The organism is Streptomyces sp. NPDC002057, from assembly GCF_040296665.1.
In the GTDB taxonomy this organism is placed as follows: domain Bacteria; phylum Actinomycetota; class Actinomycetes; order Streptomycetales; family Streptomycetaceae; genus Streptomyces.
In genome coordinates, this window is sequence record NZ_JBEOXR010000012.1 from 70,858 (window position 1) to 86,873 (window position 16,016).

The 16,016-nt window shown below is 73.4% G+C and carries 16 protein-coding genes; 9 read left to right on the plus strand and 7 right to left on the minus strand.

All coding sequences use genetic code 11. The features are described 5' to 3' along the window. Positions 1 to 40 precede the first annotated feature (40 nt). Complete coding sequence (locus tag ABT129_RS13025; protein WP_030321864.1) at positions 41 to 535, plus strand: DUF3145 domain-containing protein; 495 nt, start codon at positions 41 to 43, stop codon at positions 533 to 535. Between the two features lie 176 nt (positions 536 to 711). Here ABT129_RS13025 and fabF read toward each other — a convergent pair whose 3' ends face one another. The 5 genes from fabF to ABT129_RS13050 all read right to left on the minus strand — a co-directional run bounded on the left by fabF (position 712) and on the right by ABT129_RS13050 (position 5,618). Then, complete coding sequence (fabF, locus tag ABT129_RS13030) at positions 712 to 1,974, minus strand: beta-ketoacyl-ACP synthase II (protein ID WP_351900233.1); 1,263 nt, start codon at positions 1,972 to 1,974, stop codon at positions 712 to 714. A gap of 79 nt (positions 1,975 to 2,053) precedes the next feature. Further along, positions 2,054 to 2,302: an acyl carrier protein gene (locus tag ABT129_RS13035; protein ID WP_030220891.1), complete on the minus strand. Its 249-nt coding sequence runs from the start codon at positions 2,300 to 2,302 to the stop codon at positions 2,054 to 2,056. Positions 2,303 to 2,358: 56 nt separating this feature from the next. Then, the gene (locus ABT129_RS13040; RefSeq protein WP_351900235.1) at positions 2,359 to 3,390 is read right to left on the minus strand and encodes a ketoacyl-ACP synthase III; all 1,032 of its coding nucleotides are present in this window, start codon (positions 3,388 to 3,390) and stop codon (positions 2,359 to 2,361) included. An 18-nt stretch (positions 3,391 to 3,408) separates the two neighbouring features. Further along, positions 3,409 to 4,347 (minus strand): ACP S-malonyltransferase, encoded by a 939-nt coding sequence (locus ABT129_RS13045; protein ID WP_351900237.1) that lies wholly within the window; start codon positions 4,345 to 4,347, stop codon positions 3,409 to 3,411. An 89-nt stretch (positions 4,348 to 4,436) separates the two neighbouring features. Then, complete coding sequence (locus ABT129_RS13050; protein ID WP_351900239.1) at positions 4,437 to 5,618, minus strand: PucR family transcriptional regulator; 1,182 nt, start codon at positions 5,616 to 5,618, stop codon at positions 4,437 to 4,439. 175 nt (positions 5,619 to 5,793) lie between these two features. Between ABT129_RS13050 and ABT129_RS13055 the strand changes: the two genes are divergently transcribed. Beyond that, complete coding sequence (locus tag ABT129_RS13055) at positions 5,794 to 6,489, plus strand: pirin family protein (RefSeq protein ID WP_351900241.1); 696 nt, start codon at positions 5,794 to 5,796, stop codon at positions 6,487 to 6,489. Between the two features lie 52 nt (positions 6,490 to 6,541). Here ABT129_RS13055 and ABT129_RS13060 read toward each other — a convergent pair whose 3' ends face one another. After that, positions 6,542 to 7,822, minus strand: a complete 1,281-nt coding sequence (locus ABT129_RS13060) for a L,D-transpeptidase family protein (RefSeq protein WP_502981740.1) — start codon at positions 7,820 to 7,822, stop codon at positions 6,542 to 6,544. Positions 7,823 to 7,916: 94 nt separating this feature from the next. On the opposite strand from ABT129_RS13060, the gene ABT129_RS13065 reads away from it, so the two are divergent. The 5 genes from ABT129_RS13065 to ABT129_RS13085 all read left to right on the plus strand — a co-directional run bounded on the left by ABT129_RS13065 (position 7,917) and on the right by ABT129_RS13085 (position 13,656). Continuing rightward, positions 7,917 to 9,092 carry a lipid II:glycine glycyltransferase FemX gene (locus tag ABT129_RS13065; protein WP_351900245.1) on the plus strand — a complete coding sequence of 392 codons (1,176 nt, stop codon included), beginning with the start codon at positions 7,917 to 7,919 and terminating at the stop codon, positions 9,090 to 9,092. Further along, a complete protein-coding gene (gene murJ / locus ABT129_RS13070) occupies positions 9,089 to 10,729 on the plus strand; it encodes a murein biosynthesis integral membrane protein MurJ (protein ID WP_351900247.1) in 1,641 nt (546 codons plus the stop codon). The genes ABT129_RS13065 and murJ overlap by 4 nt, the downstream gene beginning before the upstream one ends. An 85-nt stretch (positions 10,730 to 10,814) precedes the next feature. Continuing rightward, positions 10,815 to 11,498 carry a response regulator gene (locus ABT129_RS13075; RefSeq protein WP_351900249.1) on the plus strand — a complete coding sequence of 228 codons (684 nt, stop codon included), beginning with the start codon at positions 10,815 to 10,817 and terminating at the stop codon, positions 11,496 to 11,498. Next, on the plus strand, positions 11,495 to 13,057 hold the full coding sequence (locus tag ABT129_RS13080) for an ATP-binding protein (protein ID WP_502981741.1): 1,563 nt from the start codon (positions 11,495 to 11,497) through the stop codon (positions 13,055 to 13,057). Before ABT129_RS13075 ends, ABT129_RS13080 begins: the two co-directional genes overlap by 4 nt. Further along, on the plus strand, positions 13,054 to 13,656 hold the full coding sequence (locus ABT129_RS13085; protein WP_351900251.1) for a hypothetical protein: 603 nt from the start codon (positions 13,054 to 13,056) through the stop codon (positions 13,654 to 13,656). The genes ABT129_RS13080 and ABT129_RS13085 overlap by 4 nt, the downstream gene beginning before the upstream one ends. Before the next feature lie 20 nt (positions 13,657 to 13,676). On the opposite strand, the gene ABT129_RS13090 is transcribed toward ABT129_RS13085, so the two are convergent. After that, positions 13,677 to 14,507: a serine hydrolase domain-containing protein gene (locus ABT129_RS13090; protein WP_351900253.1), complete on the minus strand. Its 831-nt coding sequence runs from the start codon at positions 14,505 to 14,507 to the stop codon at positions 13,677 to 13,679. Positions 14,508 to 14,567: 60 nt separating this feature from the next. Between ABT129_RS13090 and ABT129_RS13095 the strand changes: the two genes are divergently transcribed. Next, entirely contained in the window at positions 14,568 to 14,972 is a 405-nt protein-coding gene (locus ABT129_RS13095) for a MerR family transcriptional regulator (protein ID WP_351900254.1), read from the plus strand. Further along, positions 14,969 to 15,994 (plus strand): aldo/keto reductase, encoded by a 1,026-nt coding sequence (locus ABT129_RS13100; RefSeq protein WP_351900256.1) that lies wholly within the window; start codon positions 14,969 to 14,971, stop codon positions 15,992 to 15,994. The genes ABT129_RS13095 and ABT129_RS13100 overlap by 4 nt, the downstream gene beginning before the upstream one ends. Positions 15,995 to 16,016: the final 22 nt, after the last annotated feature.

Below are 16,016 nucleotides of genomic sequence, written 5' to 3' on the forward strand. Positions count from 1 at the left end.
CACTGGGAAAGGCGAACCTCGTCCCACACTGGAGGTCCCGGTGACGACACGTGGAGTCCTGTACGTACACTCCGCACCGCGCGCGCTGTGCCCGCACGTCGAATGGGCGGTGGCGGGCGTCCTCGGTGCGAGGGTCCAGCTCGACTGGATCCGCCAGCCGGCGTCCCCCGGCACCTGGAGAGCCGAGTTCTCCTGGCAGGGCCGTACCGGCACCGCCTCCGAACTCGCCTCCGCCCTGCGCGGCTGGCAGATGCTCCGCTTCGAGGTGACCGCGGAGCCCTGCCCCACCGCCGAGGGCGAGCGCTACAGCGCCACCCCCGACCTGGGCATCTTCCACGCCGTCACCGGCATGCACGGCGACATCCTCGTCCCCGAGGACCGGCTGAGGGCCGCCCTCGCGCGCTCCGCGCAGGGCGAGACCCAGCTGGAGGCCGAGATCGCCAGACTCCTCGGCAAGCCCTGGGACGACGAACTGGAGCCCTTCCGGTACGCGGGTGAGGGCGCCCCCGTCCGCTGGCTGCACCAGGTCGTCTGACGGCCCCTCACCGGGCGCCGCGGACGCCGCCCGGGCACACCCGGGCCGCCCGGGCCGCCGCGCGCTCCGTCACGGACGCCCGGAGGGCGCGGGAGCCCGCCTCGACCCGTCCGGCCGGACACGACGGAGGCCCACCCCCGAGCCGGGGGTGGGCCTCCGTCATGTCACGCGTGGCGTCACACCGTGCGGAACGCCAGCACCACGTTGTGCCCGCCGAAGCCGAAGCTGTTGTTGATCGCGGCGATCGTGCCCTGCGGGAGCTCGCGGGGCTCGTCGCGGACGATGTCCGCGTCGACGTCCGGGTCCAGCTCGTCGATGTTGATCGTCGGCGGGGCCAGGCGGTGGTGGAGCGCCAGGACCGTCGCGACCGTCTCGATGCCGCCCGCGCCGCCCAGGAGGTGGCCGGTCATCGACTTCGTCGCGGAGATCGCGACGTGGTCCAGGTCGTCGCCCAGGACCTTGCGCAGCGCCTTGATCTCGGCGACGTCGCCCTGCGGCGTCGACGTGGCGTGCGCGTTGAGGTGGACGACCTCGGACGGCTTGAGGTCCGTCGAGTCCAGCAGGTTCTGCATCGCGGCGGCGATGCCCCGGCCGGTCGGCTCGGGCTGCGCGATGTGGTGGCTGTCGGCCGACAGGCCCTGGCCGAGGACCTCGCAGTAGACGCGCGCGCCGCGCGCCTTCGCGTGCTCCTCGGACTCCAGGATCACGACGCCCGCGCCCTCGCCGAGCACGAAGCCGTCGCGGCCGGTGTCGTAGGGACGCGAGGCCTTCGTCGGCTCGTCGTTGCTCTTGGACATCGCCATCATGTTGGCGAAGGCGGCGATCGGCAGCGGGTGGATCGCGGCCTCGGTACCGCCGGCGACGACCACGTCGGCACGGCCGGTACGGATCATCTCGACGGCGTAGCCGATCGCCTCGGCGCCCGACGCGCACGCGGAGACCGGGGTGTGGACGCCCGCCCGGGCGTTCACCTCCAGACCCACGTTGGCGGAGGGGCTGTTCGGCATGAGCATGGGCACGGTGTGCGGGGAGACGCGGCGAACGCCCTTCTCCTTCAGCACGTCGTACTGGTCGAGCAGCGTGGTGACACCGCCGATGCCGGAGGCGATGACGGAACCGAGCCGCTCGGGGACGATCTTGTCGTCCTCGCCCGCCGGGGCGGTGTACCCCGCGTCGGCCCACGCCTCACGGGCCGCGATCAGCGCGAACTGCGCCGAGCGGTCCAGCTTGCGGGCGAGCGGACGGGGCAGGACGTCGCCGGGGTCGACGGCGGCCGTCGCGGCGATCTGGACGGGCAGTTCGGCGAAGCGCTCGCCCTCCAGGGGCCTGACGCCGGAGCGCCCCGCGAGAAGACCTTCCCAGGTCGACGCGGAGTTGCCACCCAGCGGTGTGGTTGCGCCGATACCGGTGACGACCACGGTGCGATTGGTCGAGCTCACAGGAATTCGTTCTCCATGTGTGTGATGGTCGGAATACGGCGCCACCGCCGGGTGGCGGACCGAGTCAGCGAGGGCCGAATCAGGCCTGGTGCTTCAGGATGTAGTCGGCAGCGTCGCCGACCGTCTTGAGGTTCTTGACGTCCTCGTCGGGGATCTTGACGTCGAAGCGCTCTTCGGCGGCGACGACGACCTCGACCATGGAGAGCGAGTCGACGTCCAGGTCGTCCGTGAACGACTTGCCCAGCTCGACGTCCTCGACCGGGATGCCGGCGATCTCGTTGACGATCTCGGCGAGGCCTTCGACGATCTGGTCCTGGGTGGCGGCCATGGTGGCGCTCCTTCTTGTGATTGCTTGGGTGAGGGCTTCCGGAAGAACCGGAGTGCCTAGGGGAGGGTAACGACCGTCGCGGCGAAGACGAGACCCGCCCCGAAGCCGATGATGAGCGCCGTGTCGCCGCTCTTCGCCTTGCCGGTCGCCAGGAGTCGCTCCATGGCGAGCGGAATCGAGGCCGCCGACGTGTTGCCGGTGGTCTCGACGTCCCGGGCGACCGTGACGTGCTCCGGCAGCTTGAGCGTCTTCACCATCGAGTCGATGATCCGCATGTTGGCCTGGTGCGGGATGAAGACGTCCAGGTCGTCCGCCGAGATGCCGGCGGCGTCCAGGGCCTGCTGCGCGACCTTCGCCATCTCGAAGACGGCCCAGCGGAAGACCGCCTGGCCCTCCTGCGTGATGGCGGGGAACTTGATCTCGCCGTTCCTGTCGAGCGGCAGCTTCGAGACGTCACCGACGGAGAACTCGTTCCACGGCACGGTCTGCTTGATGGTCTCGGACTTGTCGCCCTCGGAACCCCAGACGGTGGGGCCGATGTGCGGCTCGTCCGAGGGGCCGACGACCACGGCGCCGGCGCCGTCGCCGAACAGGAAGGCCGTCGCGCGGTCCTCCAGATCCGTCAGGTCGCTGAGCCGCTCCACGCCGATGACGAGGACGTACTCCGCGGACCCCTCGACGATCATGCCCTTGGCGAGGGTCAGGCCGTAGCCGAAGCCCGCGCAGCCGGCGGAGATGTCGAACGCGGCCGGCTTCCCGGCGCCGATCCGGTCGGCGATCTCGGTGGCCACGGCCGGGGTCTGCTTGAAGTGCGAGACCGTGGAGACGATCACGGCACCGATCTGCTCGGGGTTGATCCCGGCGTCGGCGATGGCCTTGCCCGAGGCCTCCACCGACATGGCGGCGACGGTCTCCTCCGGCGAGGCCCAGTGCCGGGTCGCGATACCGGAGCGCGAGCGGATCCACTCGTCGGACGAGTCGATCGTCTCGAGGATCACCTCGTTCGGCACGACCCGGGTGGGGCGGTAACCGCCGACACCGAGGATCCGTGCGTACGGGGCGCCCTTGCTGGGCTTGATCTTCGACATGCTTCTCGACACTCCTTGTCAGACGGCCGCGTGCTCAGCGATGAGCGTACGGGCCGCGTCCAGGTCGTCGGGAGTCTTCAGGGCGACCGTGGCCACGCCCGGCAGGGCGCGCTTGGCGAGGCCGGTCAGGGTGCCGCCGGGGCACACCTCGATCAGCGCGGTCGCGCCGAGCGCCTGGAAGGTCTCCATGCACAGGTCCCAGCGGACCGGGTTCGCGACCTGGCCGACGAGACGGGCCACGACCTCGGCGCCGTCGGTGACGACCTGCCCGTCCTTGTTGGAGACGTAGCGGGTGGCCGGGGCGGCGGGGGACAGCTCCTTCGCCGCCTGCTCCAGCGTCGCCACGGCCGGGGCCATGTGGTGCGTGTGGAAGGCGCCGGCGACCTTGAGCGCGACGACCCGGCGGACGCCCTCGGGCTTGTCCGCCTCCAGGGCGGCCAGCTGCTCCAGGGTGCCGGCGGCCACGATCTGGCCGGCCCCGTTCACGTTGGCCGGGGTCAGGCCGAGCTTCTCCAGGTGCGCGACGGTCGTCTCGGGGTCGCCGCCGAGCAGCGCCGACATGCCGGTCGGGGTGATCGCGGCGGCCTCGGCCATCGCGAGCCCGCGGGTCCGTACGAGACGGAGCGCGGCGGTGTCGTCGAGCACGCCCGCGAACGCGGCGGCGGTGAACTCGCCGACGCTGTGACCGGCGACGACGCCGGGGGTGCCCGCCGCGGTGGCAGACGTCTCCGTGCCGAGCGCGGCGGCGGAGAGCAGTCCGGCGGCGACGAGCAGCGGCTGCGCAACGGCGGTGTCACGGATCTCGTCCGCGTCGGCCTTCGTGCCGTAGTGGGCGAGGTCGAGCCCGATGGCGTCGGACCAGGCCGCGATGCGGTCGGCGGCGCCGGGGAGTTCGAGCCAGGGGGTCAGGAAGCCGGGCGTCTGGGCGCCTTGGCCGGGAGCGACGAGTACGAGCACCCTCACACTCTCTCTTGGGGACGGCTTCGAGCGCCCGTGGGGACAGGGACGAAGAACCGTCGGGGGAATTGTTGGTGTTCGACAAAAGTCTAGGACTGCTGATCTCCGTCGGCCAAGCGTCCCAGGATGAGTGCGATCCGCAGCGTGAACGCGGAGCGGACATCGGAGGGTGACCAGCCGGTGACGTCGGTCACACGTCGAAGCCGGTAGCGCACGGTGTTCGGGTGGACAAAGAGCATCCGGGCCGCGCCTTCCAGGCTGCTGGCCTGCTCCAGATAGACACTGAGAGTTTCCAGCAGCGCCGAGCCCGCTTCTTCCAGCGGTCTGTAGATCTCCTCCACCAACTGCTCGCGCGCCGACGGGTCGGAGGCGATGGCGCGCTCCGGCAGGAGATCGTCCGCGAGGACGGGGCGGGGCGCGTCCTGCCAGGCCGAGCACGCCTTCAGGCCCGCGGCCGCCGCCTGCGCGGAGCGGGTCGCGGCGAGCAGGTCGGGGACGACGGGGCCCGCGACGACGGGGCCGGCGGCGTACGGGCCGATCAGGGCCTTCGCCACGGCCAGCGGGTTGTCGTTGCCGCCGGCGATCACCACCAGGCGGTCGCCGAGGACACCGGTGAGCACCTGGAGCTTGGCGTGGCGCGCCGCCCGGCGGATCGCCTCCACCGTCAGCTCGCTGTCGCCGTCGGGGGCCGTACCGAGGATCACGCACACGTGGTCCGGGGAGTTCCAGCCGAGGGCGGCCGCGCGCGAGACGGCGCCCTCGTCGGCCTCGCCGGAGAGCACCGCGTTCACCACGAGCGACTCCAGGCGGGCGTCCCAGGCGCCCCGGGCCTCGGCGGCCTGCGCGTACACCTGGGCGGTCGCGAAGGCGATCTCCCGGGCGTAGACGAGGAGCGCCTCGCGGAGGATCGACTCGTCGCCGGGGGCGGCGACCTCCTCGATGGCCGTCTCCATGACCTCGATGGTGGTGCGCACCATCTCGACGGTCTGGCGCAGGGTGATCGCGCGGGTCAGCTCGCGGGGCGCCGTGCCGAAGACGTCGGTGGAGATGGCCTGCGGGGTCTCCGGGTGCCGGAACCACTCGGTGAACGCGGCGATCCCGGCCTGGGCGACCAGACCGATCCACGACCGGTTCTCGGGCGGCATCGCCCGGTACCACGGCAGCGTCTCGTCCATGCGGGCAATGGCGTTGGCGGCGAGCCGCCCGGAGGACTGTTCGAGGCGCTTCAGGGTCGCGGCGTGCGGGTGAGGGGCGTTCGTGGGTTCTGGCACGTGGACAAGACTGCCTTATCGGGACGGCGGCGTGCGGGGTCGGGGCGGGTTCGCCTCCGGCGGGGGCGCGGGCCGCGGCGCGGGCCGGGGGCGGCGGGGGCACGGGCCGCGGCCGGGACGCCGGGGCGGCGGGGGCCGCCGGTCCGTCCCGGGAGGCCGCACTACCGTAGGGAGGGTGATACGCATCCAGCGCGCGGGGGAGCGGTACCCCGGGGGTGACCCGGCGGCCGGGATCGAGACCCGGCACGCCCTGTCCTTCGGGGCGCACTACGACCCCGACAACCTCCGCTTCGGCGCCCTGCTCGCCTGCAACGAGGAGCGGCTGGCGCCCGGCGCGGGCTTCGAGGAGCATCCGCACAGCCACACCGAGATCGTGACCTGGGTCGTCGAGGGCGAGCTCACCCACCACGACACGGCCGGTCACACCACCGTCGTCCGGGCGGGCGACGTCCAGCGGCTCAGCTCGGCCGGGGGCGTCCGCCACGTCGAGCGCAACGACGCCGCCGGGCCCCTGACCTTCGTGCAGATGTGGCTGGCGCCGCTGTCGCCGGGCGGGGAGCCCTCGTACGAGGTGGTGCGCGGGATCGGGGACGGCGTCCCGTACGACCTCCCGGCTGCGGACGCGCGGCTGCGGGTGCACCGTCCGGCGGCGGGCGGGCGCGTCCCCGTACCGGCCGCCGACTTCGCCTACCTCCATGTCGTACGCGGCGCGGTCCGCCTCGGGGACGAGAGCGGGGCCGAGGAGCTGGGCCCCGGCGACGCGGCCCGGTTCACCGGCAGCGGCGGGGGCCCCGCTGCGGTGGCCACGGCCGACGCGGAGGTCCTGATCTGGGAGATGGGGGACCGGCGCAAGGGGCCGGGCGCGGGCTGAGGGACCCCGGGCGCGACGGGCCGGCGAGGCCGGACGGGCCGGGACCGGCCCTTCAGGCGAGGGCGCTCTTCGCCTTCCACCGCTCCCAGCTCAGGTTCCACGCGCCGTAGCCGTTGCCCTCGGCGACCGTGCCCTTGGTGTCCCTGCCGGTGATCTCGAAGGGGTCGCCGACGTTCACGGAGGCGTAGAAGGAGGCGGCGTTCTCGTCGCTCATGCCGATGCAGCCGGAGCTCATGTTGGCGTTGCCGAAGTACTTGGCGTTCCACGGGGCGGCGTGCGCGTACATCCCCGACCAGGTCAGCCGCATCGAGTAGTCCACGTCCTTGTCGTACGCGTCCCCGAGCCCGACCGTCTCCGAGTTCATGTTGATGGTGCCCTCCTTCGCCATCAGCACGGCGGTGCCCCGCCAGGACCGCTTGTCGCCGCCCGGGGTGCCGCCGGAGACCGGGATCGTGCGGACCGTGCGGCCGTCCCGCCGCACCGTCAGCCGGTGGGCGTCCAGGTCGACCCTGACGATCTGCGCGGCGCCGACGGTGAAGCCGGTGCGGTAGTCCCGTACGAACCAGCCGCCGCCCGAGTCCGTGCCGTCGAGGTCGGCCTCCAGGGTGACCTTCGTGCCGGGCTTCCAGTACTCCTTGGGACGCCAGTCGGCCCGGTCCCGGCCCGAGTGGTCCCTGACCCAGCCCCAGGAACCCTCGGTCGCGTTCGACGTGGTGACCTTGAGCTGCCTCTCCACGTCCGCCTTCCGCGTCACCGGCAGGTCGAAGACGATCGAGAGGGGGTGGGCGATGCCGACCGTGGTGTTCTTGCCGGGGGCCAGGGTGACCTTGTTGACCTTGTCGGCCTCGGGCGTGGTGAAGGTGGACTCGGTCGTCGTCTCCCTGCCGTCGGCGGTGCGGGACGTCACCTCCACCGTGTACGACGAGCCGGGCGCCGCCTTGCGGTCCGAGACCCAGCGCGCGCCGCCCGCGCCCGTGCGGCCGGTGAGCGAACCGCCGTCCGCGTCCGCGACCTTCACCGCGGATATCGTCCCGCCGGACGCGGTCACCGTCACGGGCCGGCCGGCCGCCGGGTCCACGACCGTGACCTTCGCCGGCGGAGCCTTCGACGACGGCGCGTCCTTCGCGGGGCCGCTCGCCGCCTGCGCCGAACAGGCCGTGAGGGAGACGCTCAGCGCCACCGCCGCGAGAACGGGACGAGGGGTGCGTATGCGCAGCACGGAAGACCTCCGCAGGGGTGAGGAGTCGGGTGGGATGTTCCGGACTCTAGGACGGCGCCGACGCCCGGCGGCCCGGTGAGGGCCATGTGACGGGGGCTGCGGCAGAACGGTCATCGTCCCGTCACATACGCCGCGCGGCACCGTCGAATTCGGCTGTGAGCCTGCTGTGCGCCCCACCACCGAGGGGCGGAACCAGGAGGCTCTCGTTGTGTCAGCCCTGCTCGTGACGGCCGCACCCGCCGAGCGCCGCACCCTGCGGCTCGGTCCCGTGTCCCCGGAGGTCTACCGCGCCTTCCTCGCCTCCCGCACCGGCGCGGACGGGCCCAGCTTCCTCCAGGTCCCCGCCTGGGCGCAGGTCAAGGACGGCTGGTGCCACCAACTGGTCGGGTGGGGGCCGGAGTCCGGCGGCCTGACCGGTGTCGCGCTCGTCCTGCTCCGGCCCTTCCCCGGCACCCGGAAGTACTTCGCCTACCTCCCCGAGGGACCCGTCGCCGACTGGGCCGATCCCGACCTCGACGGCTGGCTCGGCCCCCTCCTCGGACATCTGCGCGCCTCCGGCGCCTTCGCCGTCCGGATGGGGCCCGGTCCCGCCTACCGGCGGTGGAACGCCGCGACCGTCAAGGCCGGTTCGGGGCCGGGCCGCCGTCTCTCCGACATCCTCGCCGACGAGGTCGACCCGCTCGGGACCGCCGTCGCCGAACGGCTCCGGGCGCGCGGCTGGCGGCGCTGCGGCGGCGAGTCGGAGGACGGGGCCGACGCACAGCCCCGGCACGTCTTCCAGGTGCCGCTCACCGGGCGCACCCCCGACGACCTGTGGACCGGCCTCAACCAGGAATGGCGGCGCAACGTCCGCAAGGCCCGCAAATCCGGTGTCGAGATCACCGTCGGATCCGCCGCCGACCTGCCCGAGTTCTACCGCCTCCTGCGCGTCACCGAGGAACGCGACGGGTTCCGGCTCGGCCGCTCCCTCGCGTACTACGAGCGCCAGTACGCCGTCCTCAACGCCGAGCACCCCGGCCGCATGAAGCTCTACCTCGCCCGCCACGAGGGCGAGATCCTCGCCGCCCACACCATGGTCACGGTGGGCGGACGCGTCTGGTACCAGACCGGCGCCTCCGCCGACCACCGCCGCGAGGTCCGCCCCTCCAACGCCCTCCAGTGGCGGATGCTGCTCGACGCCCACGCCCTCGGCGCCGCCGTCTACGACCTGCGCGGGGTACCCTCCACCCTCGATCCGGGCGACCGCGCCCACGGGCTCCTGCGCTGGAAGCTCGGCACGGGCGGACAGGTCGTCGAGACGCTGGGGGAGTGGGAGACACCGATGCAGGGGACGACCAACCACGCGCTGTACCGCGCGTTCCAGGCGTACCTGGCCCGCCGATGACGGCCACGGTCGCCGCCGGCACCACCGACACCGCGGAACGCCCCGGCGGACGCCGGGCGAAGGCGCCGTCCGCGCTGCGCAGCGGCGCGCTCATGGCCGCCGGGTCGCTCGTCTCCCGCGCCACCGGCTTCGTCCGCGCCTCCGTCGTCGCCGCCGCGCTCGGCGCGGGCTACGTCGCCGACGGCTACGCGGTCGGCAACACCGTCCCCACCATCATCTACACGCTGCTCCTCGGCGGCGCCCTCAACGCCGTCTTCGTCCCCGAACTCGTCAAGGCCGCCAGGGAACACGCCGACGGCGGCGTCGCCTACACCGACCGGCTCCTCACCCTCTGCGCGCTCGCCCTCGCCGCGCTCACCGCCGTCGCCGTCCTCGCCGCGCCCCAGATCGTCGACACGTACACCGACTACACGGGCGAACGGCGCGAGATGACCATCGCCTTCGCGCGCGCGTGCCTGCCGCAGATCCTCTTCCTCGGACTCTTCACGCTCCTCGGACAGGTCCTCAACGCCCGGGGCCGCTTCGGCGCCATGATGTGGACCCCCGTCCTCAACAACGTGGTCGTCGTCTCCGTCTTCGCCCTCTTCCTCGTGGTCGGTGACGGCGGCACGCTCACCCCCGGCGAGACCGCGCTCCTCGGCTGGGGCACCACCGCCGGCATCGCCCTCCAGGCCCTCGCCCTCGTGCCCTCGCTGCGCGCCGCCCGCTTCCGCTGGCGGCCCCGGTTCGACTGGCGCGGCAGCGGCCTCGCCGAGCCGCTGCGCTCGGCCGGCTGGCTGGTGCTGCTCGTCCTCACCAACCAGGGCGCGTACTGGGTGACCACCCTCCTCGCCACCTCGGCGGGCGACACGGTCAGCGGCGGCGGCCTCGCCGCCTACAACAACGCCTATCTGCTCTGGTCCGTCCCGCACGGCATCATCACCGTCTCCCTCGTCACCGCGCTGCTGCCCCGGATGAGCGGCGCCGCCGCCGACGGCGACCTCACGGCGGTCCGGCGGGACGTCTCGTACGCCCTGCGGACCAGCTCGGCGGCGGTCGTCCCGGCGGCCTGCGCGCTCCTCGCGCTCGCCGTACCGCTGATGACGGTCGTCTTCCGGTACGGGGCGACCAGCGACGACGACATCCGCACGATGTCCTGGATCCTCGTCGCCTTCGCGCCCGGTCTCGTCGCCCTCTCCGGGCAGTACGTGTGCGGCCGCGCCTTCTACGCCCTGCGGGACACCCGCACCCCGTTCCTGCTCAACCTGGCGACCGCGGGCCTCAACGCGGCGCTCTCCTTCACCGCGTACCACTCCCTGCCGACCCGCTGGGCCGTCGCGGGCATGGCGGCCGGGTACTCGCTGGCGCTGTGGGTGGGCTGGGCGCTGACGGCGTACGCCCTGCGGCGGAGGCTGGGCCGGGGCCCGGGCGGCGGCTCCGTCCCCGCCCTCCTGCGGCTGCTCGTCGCCGCCGTGCCCGCCGCCGGGTACGCGCTCCTCGTCACCGACCTCACGGGCCCGGCCGGGGCGGTACCGGCGGGGCTGGCCGGCGCGCTGACGATCCTCGCGGTCTTCGCGATCCTGTCGCGCCCCCTCCGGCTCACCGAACTCCAGACCCTCCTCGCCTCCGCCTCGGGCCGCCTCACCCGCCGGACGTGACCGCCGCCGGGCCCGTGTTCCGCCGGGCGCCGTTCACGTCCTCCCCGGTCCGGTTCCGCCCTCTCCACCTTGGGATACTCCACACATGCCCCGCGTGCTCCTGATAGAAGACGACCCCTCCGTCCGCGAGGGCGTCGAACTCGGGCTGCGGCGCCGCGGTCACGAGGTGCGCACCGCGCCCACCGGCGAGGCGGGGCTCGACGCGCTCGGGGAGTTCCGGCCCGACCTGCTGCTCCTCGACCTGATGCTGCCCGGCATGAACGGCGTCCAGGTCTGCCGCCGGGTCCGCGAGAGCAGCCAGCTGCCCATCATCATGCTGACCGCCCGCGGCGACGACTTCGACGTCGTCATCGGCCTGGAGGCCGGCGCCGACGACTACATCGTCAAGCCCGCCCGTACGGAGGTCATCGAGGCCCGGATCCGGGCCGTGCTCCGCCGTATCGAGGAGCCCGGGAGCGGCGGCCGGAGCGCCGTCGAGTTCCACGGGGAGCTGGCGATCGACCGGGCCGGTCTCACCGTCGCCAAGGCGGGGGAGCGCGTCGCCCTCGCCCCCTCCGAACTGAAGCTGCTGCTCCACCTCTCCGCCGCGCCCGAGCAGGTCTTCAGCCGGCAGCAGCTCCTCGAACACGTCTGGGAGCACAGCTACCACGGGGACGCCCGGCTGGTCGACGCCTGTGTCCGGCGGCTGCGGACGAAGATCGAGGACACCGGCGAGCCGCGCTACATCCAGACGCTGCGGGGCTTCGGCTACCGCTTCGGACCGCTGTGAAGGCCTGCGTCAGCCCGGAGCCGGACACCGGGGACACGGGAGCGGCGAGGGACACCGGGGACACGAGGGACACCGGTCACCGGGGCGCCTCCGGGCGCGCGAGGGGCCGCAGGGCCCGCGGCCCCCGGCTGCGCCTCCACCCCTTCGGCCTGCGCACCCGCCTCGTCCTCGCGTTCCTGCTCGTCGCCGCCGTCGGCTGCGGCACCACCGCCGCCCTCACCTACCGGGCCGCCCGCAACGCGATCCTGGAGCAGACCCAGGACACCGCCGTCTCCGCCTTCCGCGAGCAGGTCGAGGCGCTCAACACCCCGCTGCCCGTCGACGCCGACACCCTGCGGTCCTCGCTCCTGATGATCGCCCGCCAGGGCAAGCCGCGCCCCTGGCGCGTCTACGCCGAGTACGGCTCCCTCCGCGTCTCCTCCACCGACCGGCCCACCTCCTCCGTCATCACCCCGGAGCTGCGCGCCCGCGCCGTCACCGAGGCGGTGCCGCACGGCAGCTTCCAGCGGGTCGTCAAGGGCGGCACCCCGTACCTCACGATCGCGGTCCCCGCCGTCTTCCTGACCCACTCGGCCCAGGGGCCGCCCCAGCACACCGGTCTGGTGCTCTACGCGGTGATGGACCTCGGCGCGGAGGAGGCGAACGTGGAGGCCATGGTCGCGGCCGCCCGCGACGGCGCCCTCCCCGCCCTCGCCATCGCCCTGATCCCCGCGCTGATCGCCGCGCGGGGCGTGCTCCGGCCCGTGCGGGAGCTGCGCCGCGCGGCCCACAGCATGGGGCGCGGCCGGCTCGACACCCGTATCCACGCCAAGGGCAGCGACGAACTCGCCGATCTCGCCCGGACGTTCAACGAGTCCGCCGCCGAGCTGGAACGTTCCGTCACGGAGCTCCGCAACGCCGAGGCCCGCGCCCGCCGCTTCGCCTCCGACGTCTCGCACGAACTCCGTACCCCGCTCGCCGGGATGCTCGCGGTCACCGAGGTCCTCGACGAGGACGCCGGGAGCCTGGACAGCGACACCGCCCGCGCCGTCCGGCTGGTCAGTTCCGAGACCGGGAAGCTCGCCGTGCTCGTCGAGGACCTGATGGAGATCTCCCGCTTCGACGCGCGCGCCGCCGAACTCCACACCGACGAGGTCGACGCCGCCGACTGCGTCCGCAAGACCCTCCAGCACCGGCACTGGACCGACCCGGCGCAGGTCGTCCCGCACCTCGCCGAGGGGATCAGGGCCCGCCTCGACCCGCGCCGCTTCGACGTCGTCGTCGCCAACCTCGTCGGCAACGCCCTCCGGCACGGCGGGGCGCCGGTGACGGTCCGGCTGTACGCGGAGGGGGACCGGCTGGTGACGGAGGTCGCCGACCGGGGGCCGGGCATCCACCCGGACGTCCTGCCGCACGTCTTCGACCGTTTCTACAAGGCGGACCGGGCCCGTACCCGCTCGGCGGGCAGCGGCCTCGGCCTCGCCATCACCCTGGAGAACGTACGGCTGCACGGCGGCACCGTCACGGCCGCCAACCACCCCGAGGGCGGGGCCGTCTTCACCGTACGGATGCCGCTGTGAACCGCCGGGCGGCCGTCGCGCTGCTCGCCCTGCTGGCGCTGGCGGGCTGCGGCATCCAGGAGACCGACGTCGTCGAGGCGGGCGGGGCGGCGACCGTCATCGTCCAGCCGATCCCGGAGGACCGGATCGTCCTCTACTTCCTCGGCCCCGACGGCCGGTCGATGCCGGTGGCCCGCGACCCCCGGAGCCCCGAGGGGGTGCCCACCTCGTCGGACGGCTCGGGGGCCGACGGGGTCCCCTTCGACGGCTTCGGTCCGGACTACGAGGTGTCCGCCGACGACCTGCGCCGTTCGGGGGCCGGCACCGACAAGGTCCTCGCCATGCTCCTGGCCGGCCCCCGGGCCGACGAGGCGGCCGTCGGCATCACCACCGCGCTGCCGCGGGCCGGGGCGCCGCGTATCGTGCCGACCGACGGGGCGACCCCGGTGGCGCGCCGCCTGCTCCGGCTCCGGGCCCCGTTCCCCGTCACGAGCCTCTCGGAGGCCGCCGTCCGCCAGCTGGTGTGCACGACCGCCTACGCCTCCGACCCGGCCGGCCTGGTCGACGTCTCCGTCAGCGGCACCGACGGGACGCTCCCCACCGCCCGCTGCGACGACTGACCGGGCTTCCCCGGTGGGCCTCAGCGCGCCCGCAGGTCCGCGAGGACCGCGTCGGTGAACGGCGGCCAGGCCTCGACCGCCCACGCCCCGAAGGGGCGGTCGGTGAGCGCCACGCACGCGGCCCGCGCGTCCGGGTCGATCCACAGGAACGTGCCGGACTGCCCGAAGTGACCGAAGGTGCGCGGCGAGGAGGCCGCGCCGGTCCAGTGCGGGGCCTTGCCGTCACGGATCTCGAAGCCGAGGCCCCAGTCGTTCGGCCGCTGGTGCCCGTATCCGGGCAGGATGCCGGTCAGACCGGGGTAGGCCACGGTCATCGCGTCCAGGACGGTCCGCGGGTCGAGCAGCCGGGGCGCCTGCACCTCGGCGGCGAAGCGCACCAGGTCGTCCACGCTCGACACGCCGTCCTTGGCGGGCGAGCCCTCCAGCGTCGTCGACGTCATGCCGAGCGGCTCCAGGACCGCCTGGTGGAGGTAGTCGGCGAAGGGGATGTCGGTCGCCTTGGCGACATGGTCGCCGAGCGCCTCGAAACCGGTGTTGGAGTAGATCCGGCGGGTGCCGGGCGCGGCCATGACCCGGTTCTCGTCGAAGGCGAGCCCCGAGGTGTGGGCGAGGAGGTGGCGCACGGTCGCCCCCTCCGGCCCGGCCGGCTCGTCGAGCTCGATCGCCCCCTCCTCGTACGCGACGAGGACGGCGTACGCGGCGAGCGGCTTGGTGACCGAGGCGAGGGGGAAACGCCGCCCGGTGGGGCCGTGGACCCCGGCCAGGGTGCCGTCCGCGCGGACCACGGCGGCGGCCGCGGTGGGGACGGGCCAGTTCTCGATCGACGCCAGGCTCGGCACGCTGCTCTCCATGGGGCCGAGCCTACTTGCCCTACTTGCTTCGAGTGCACTCCAACGTTTTAGCGTGGGGGTATGAGCGTGATCGCGAGCACGAGCGGTACCCGGGCGCACCACACCATCAGCGAGGTGGCCGCCCTGACCGGCCTTTCGGCGCACACCCTGCGCTGGTACGAACGGATCGGCCTCATGCCGCACGTCGACCGCTCCCACACCGGCCAGCGGCGCTTCACCGACCGGGACCTGAACTGGCTCGCGTTCGTCGGCAAGCTGCGGCTCACCGGCATGCCGGTCGCCGACATGGTCCGGTACGCCGAGCTGGTGCGCGAGGGCGATCACACCCGCGACGAACGGCGCGAGCTCCTGGAGGCGACCCGGCGGGACGTCCTCTCCCGGATCACCGAACTCCAGGACACGCTCGCCGTGCTCGACATCAAGATCAGCCACTACGGGACCGCATGCGGAGGAGCACCTTCATGACCAGCGCGAACAGGATCGACACGGTACGTCTCGGCGGCCAGGACGGACCGGAGATCGGCGTCCAGGGCTTCGGCTCCATGGGCATCAGCGAGTTCTACGGGGACACCGACGAGGCCGCCGCCCGCGACACCCTCGAAGCGGCCCTGGAGGCCGGCGTCACCCTCGTCGACACCGCCGACATCTACGGCAACGGCGCCAACGAGGAGTTCCTCGCCCCCTTTCTCGCCGCCCACCGCGACGAGGTCACCCTCGCCACCAAGTTCGCCATCGAGCGGCGCGCCGACGACCCCGCCTACCGGGCCGTCCGCAACGACCCCGCATACATCAGGCACGCGGTCGAGAACAGCCTGCGCCGCCTCGGCATCGAGACCATCGACCTCTACTACATGCACCGGCGCGACCCGGAGGTCCCGTTCGCCGAGTCCGTCGGCGCGATGGCCGAGCTCGTCCGGGAGGGCAAGGTCCGCCACCTGGGCCTCAGCGAGGTCACCGGGCCCGAACTCCGCGAGGCCCACGCCGTCCACCCGATCGCCGCCCTCCAGTCGGAGTGGTCGCTCTTCTCCCGGGACGTCGAGCGCAGCGCCGTCGGCGTCGCCGCCGAGCTCGGCGTCACCTTCGTGCCGTACTCGCCGCTCGGCCGGGGCTTCCTGACCGGGTCGTTCGCGGACGCCGCCAAGGACCTGTCGGGCGGCGACTTCCGCCGCCACCAGCCCCGCTTCACCGGCGAGAACGCCGAACGGAACGCGGCCCTCCTCGACCCGGTCCGCAAGATCGCCGCCGCCCACGGGGCGACCCCGGCGCAGATCGCCCTCGCCTGGGTCCAGCAGCGGGCCTCCGTCCACGGCCTGACGGTCGTCCCGATCCCCGGCACCCGCAAGCGCGCCCGCCTCCAGGAGAACGCGGCCGCCACCCGCATCGTCCTCACCGCGGACGAACTCGCCGCGCTGGAGCCGATCGCCGGCCGGGTGGCGGGCGACCGCTACCCGGACATGAGCTCGACGTCCGCGGCGCGGGAGGTCTGAGGCGGGACGCCGTACGCCGCAC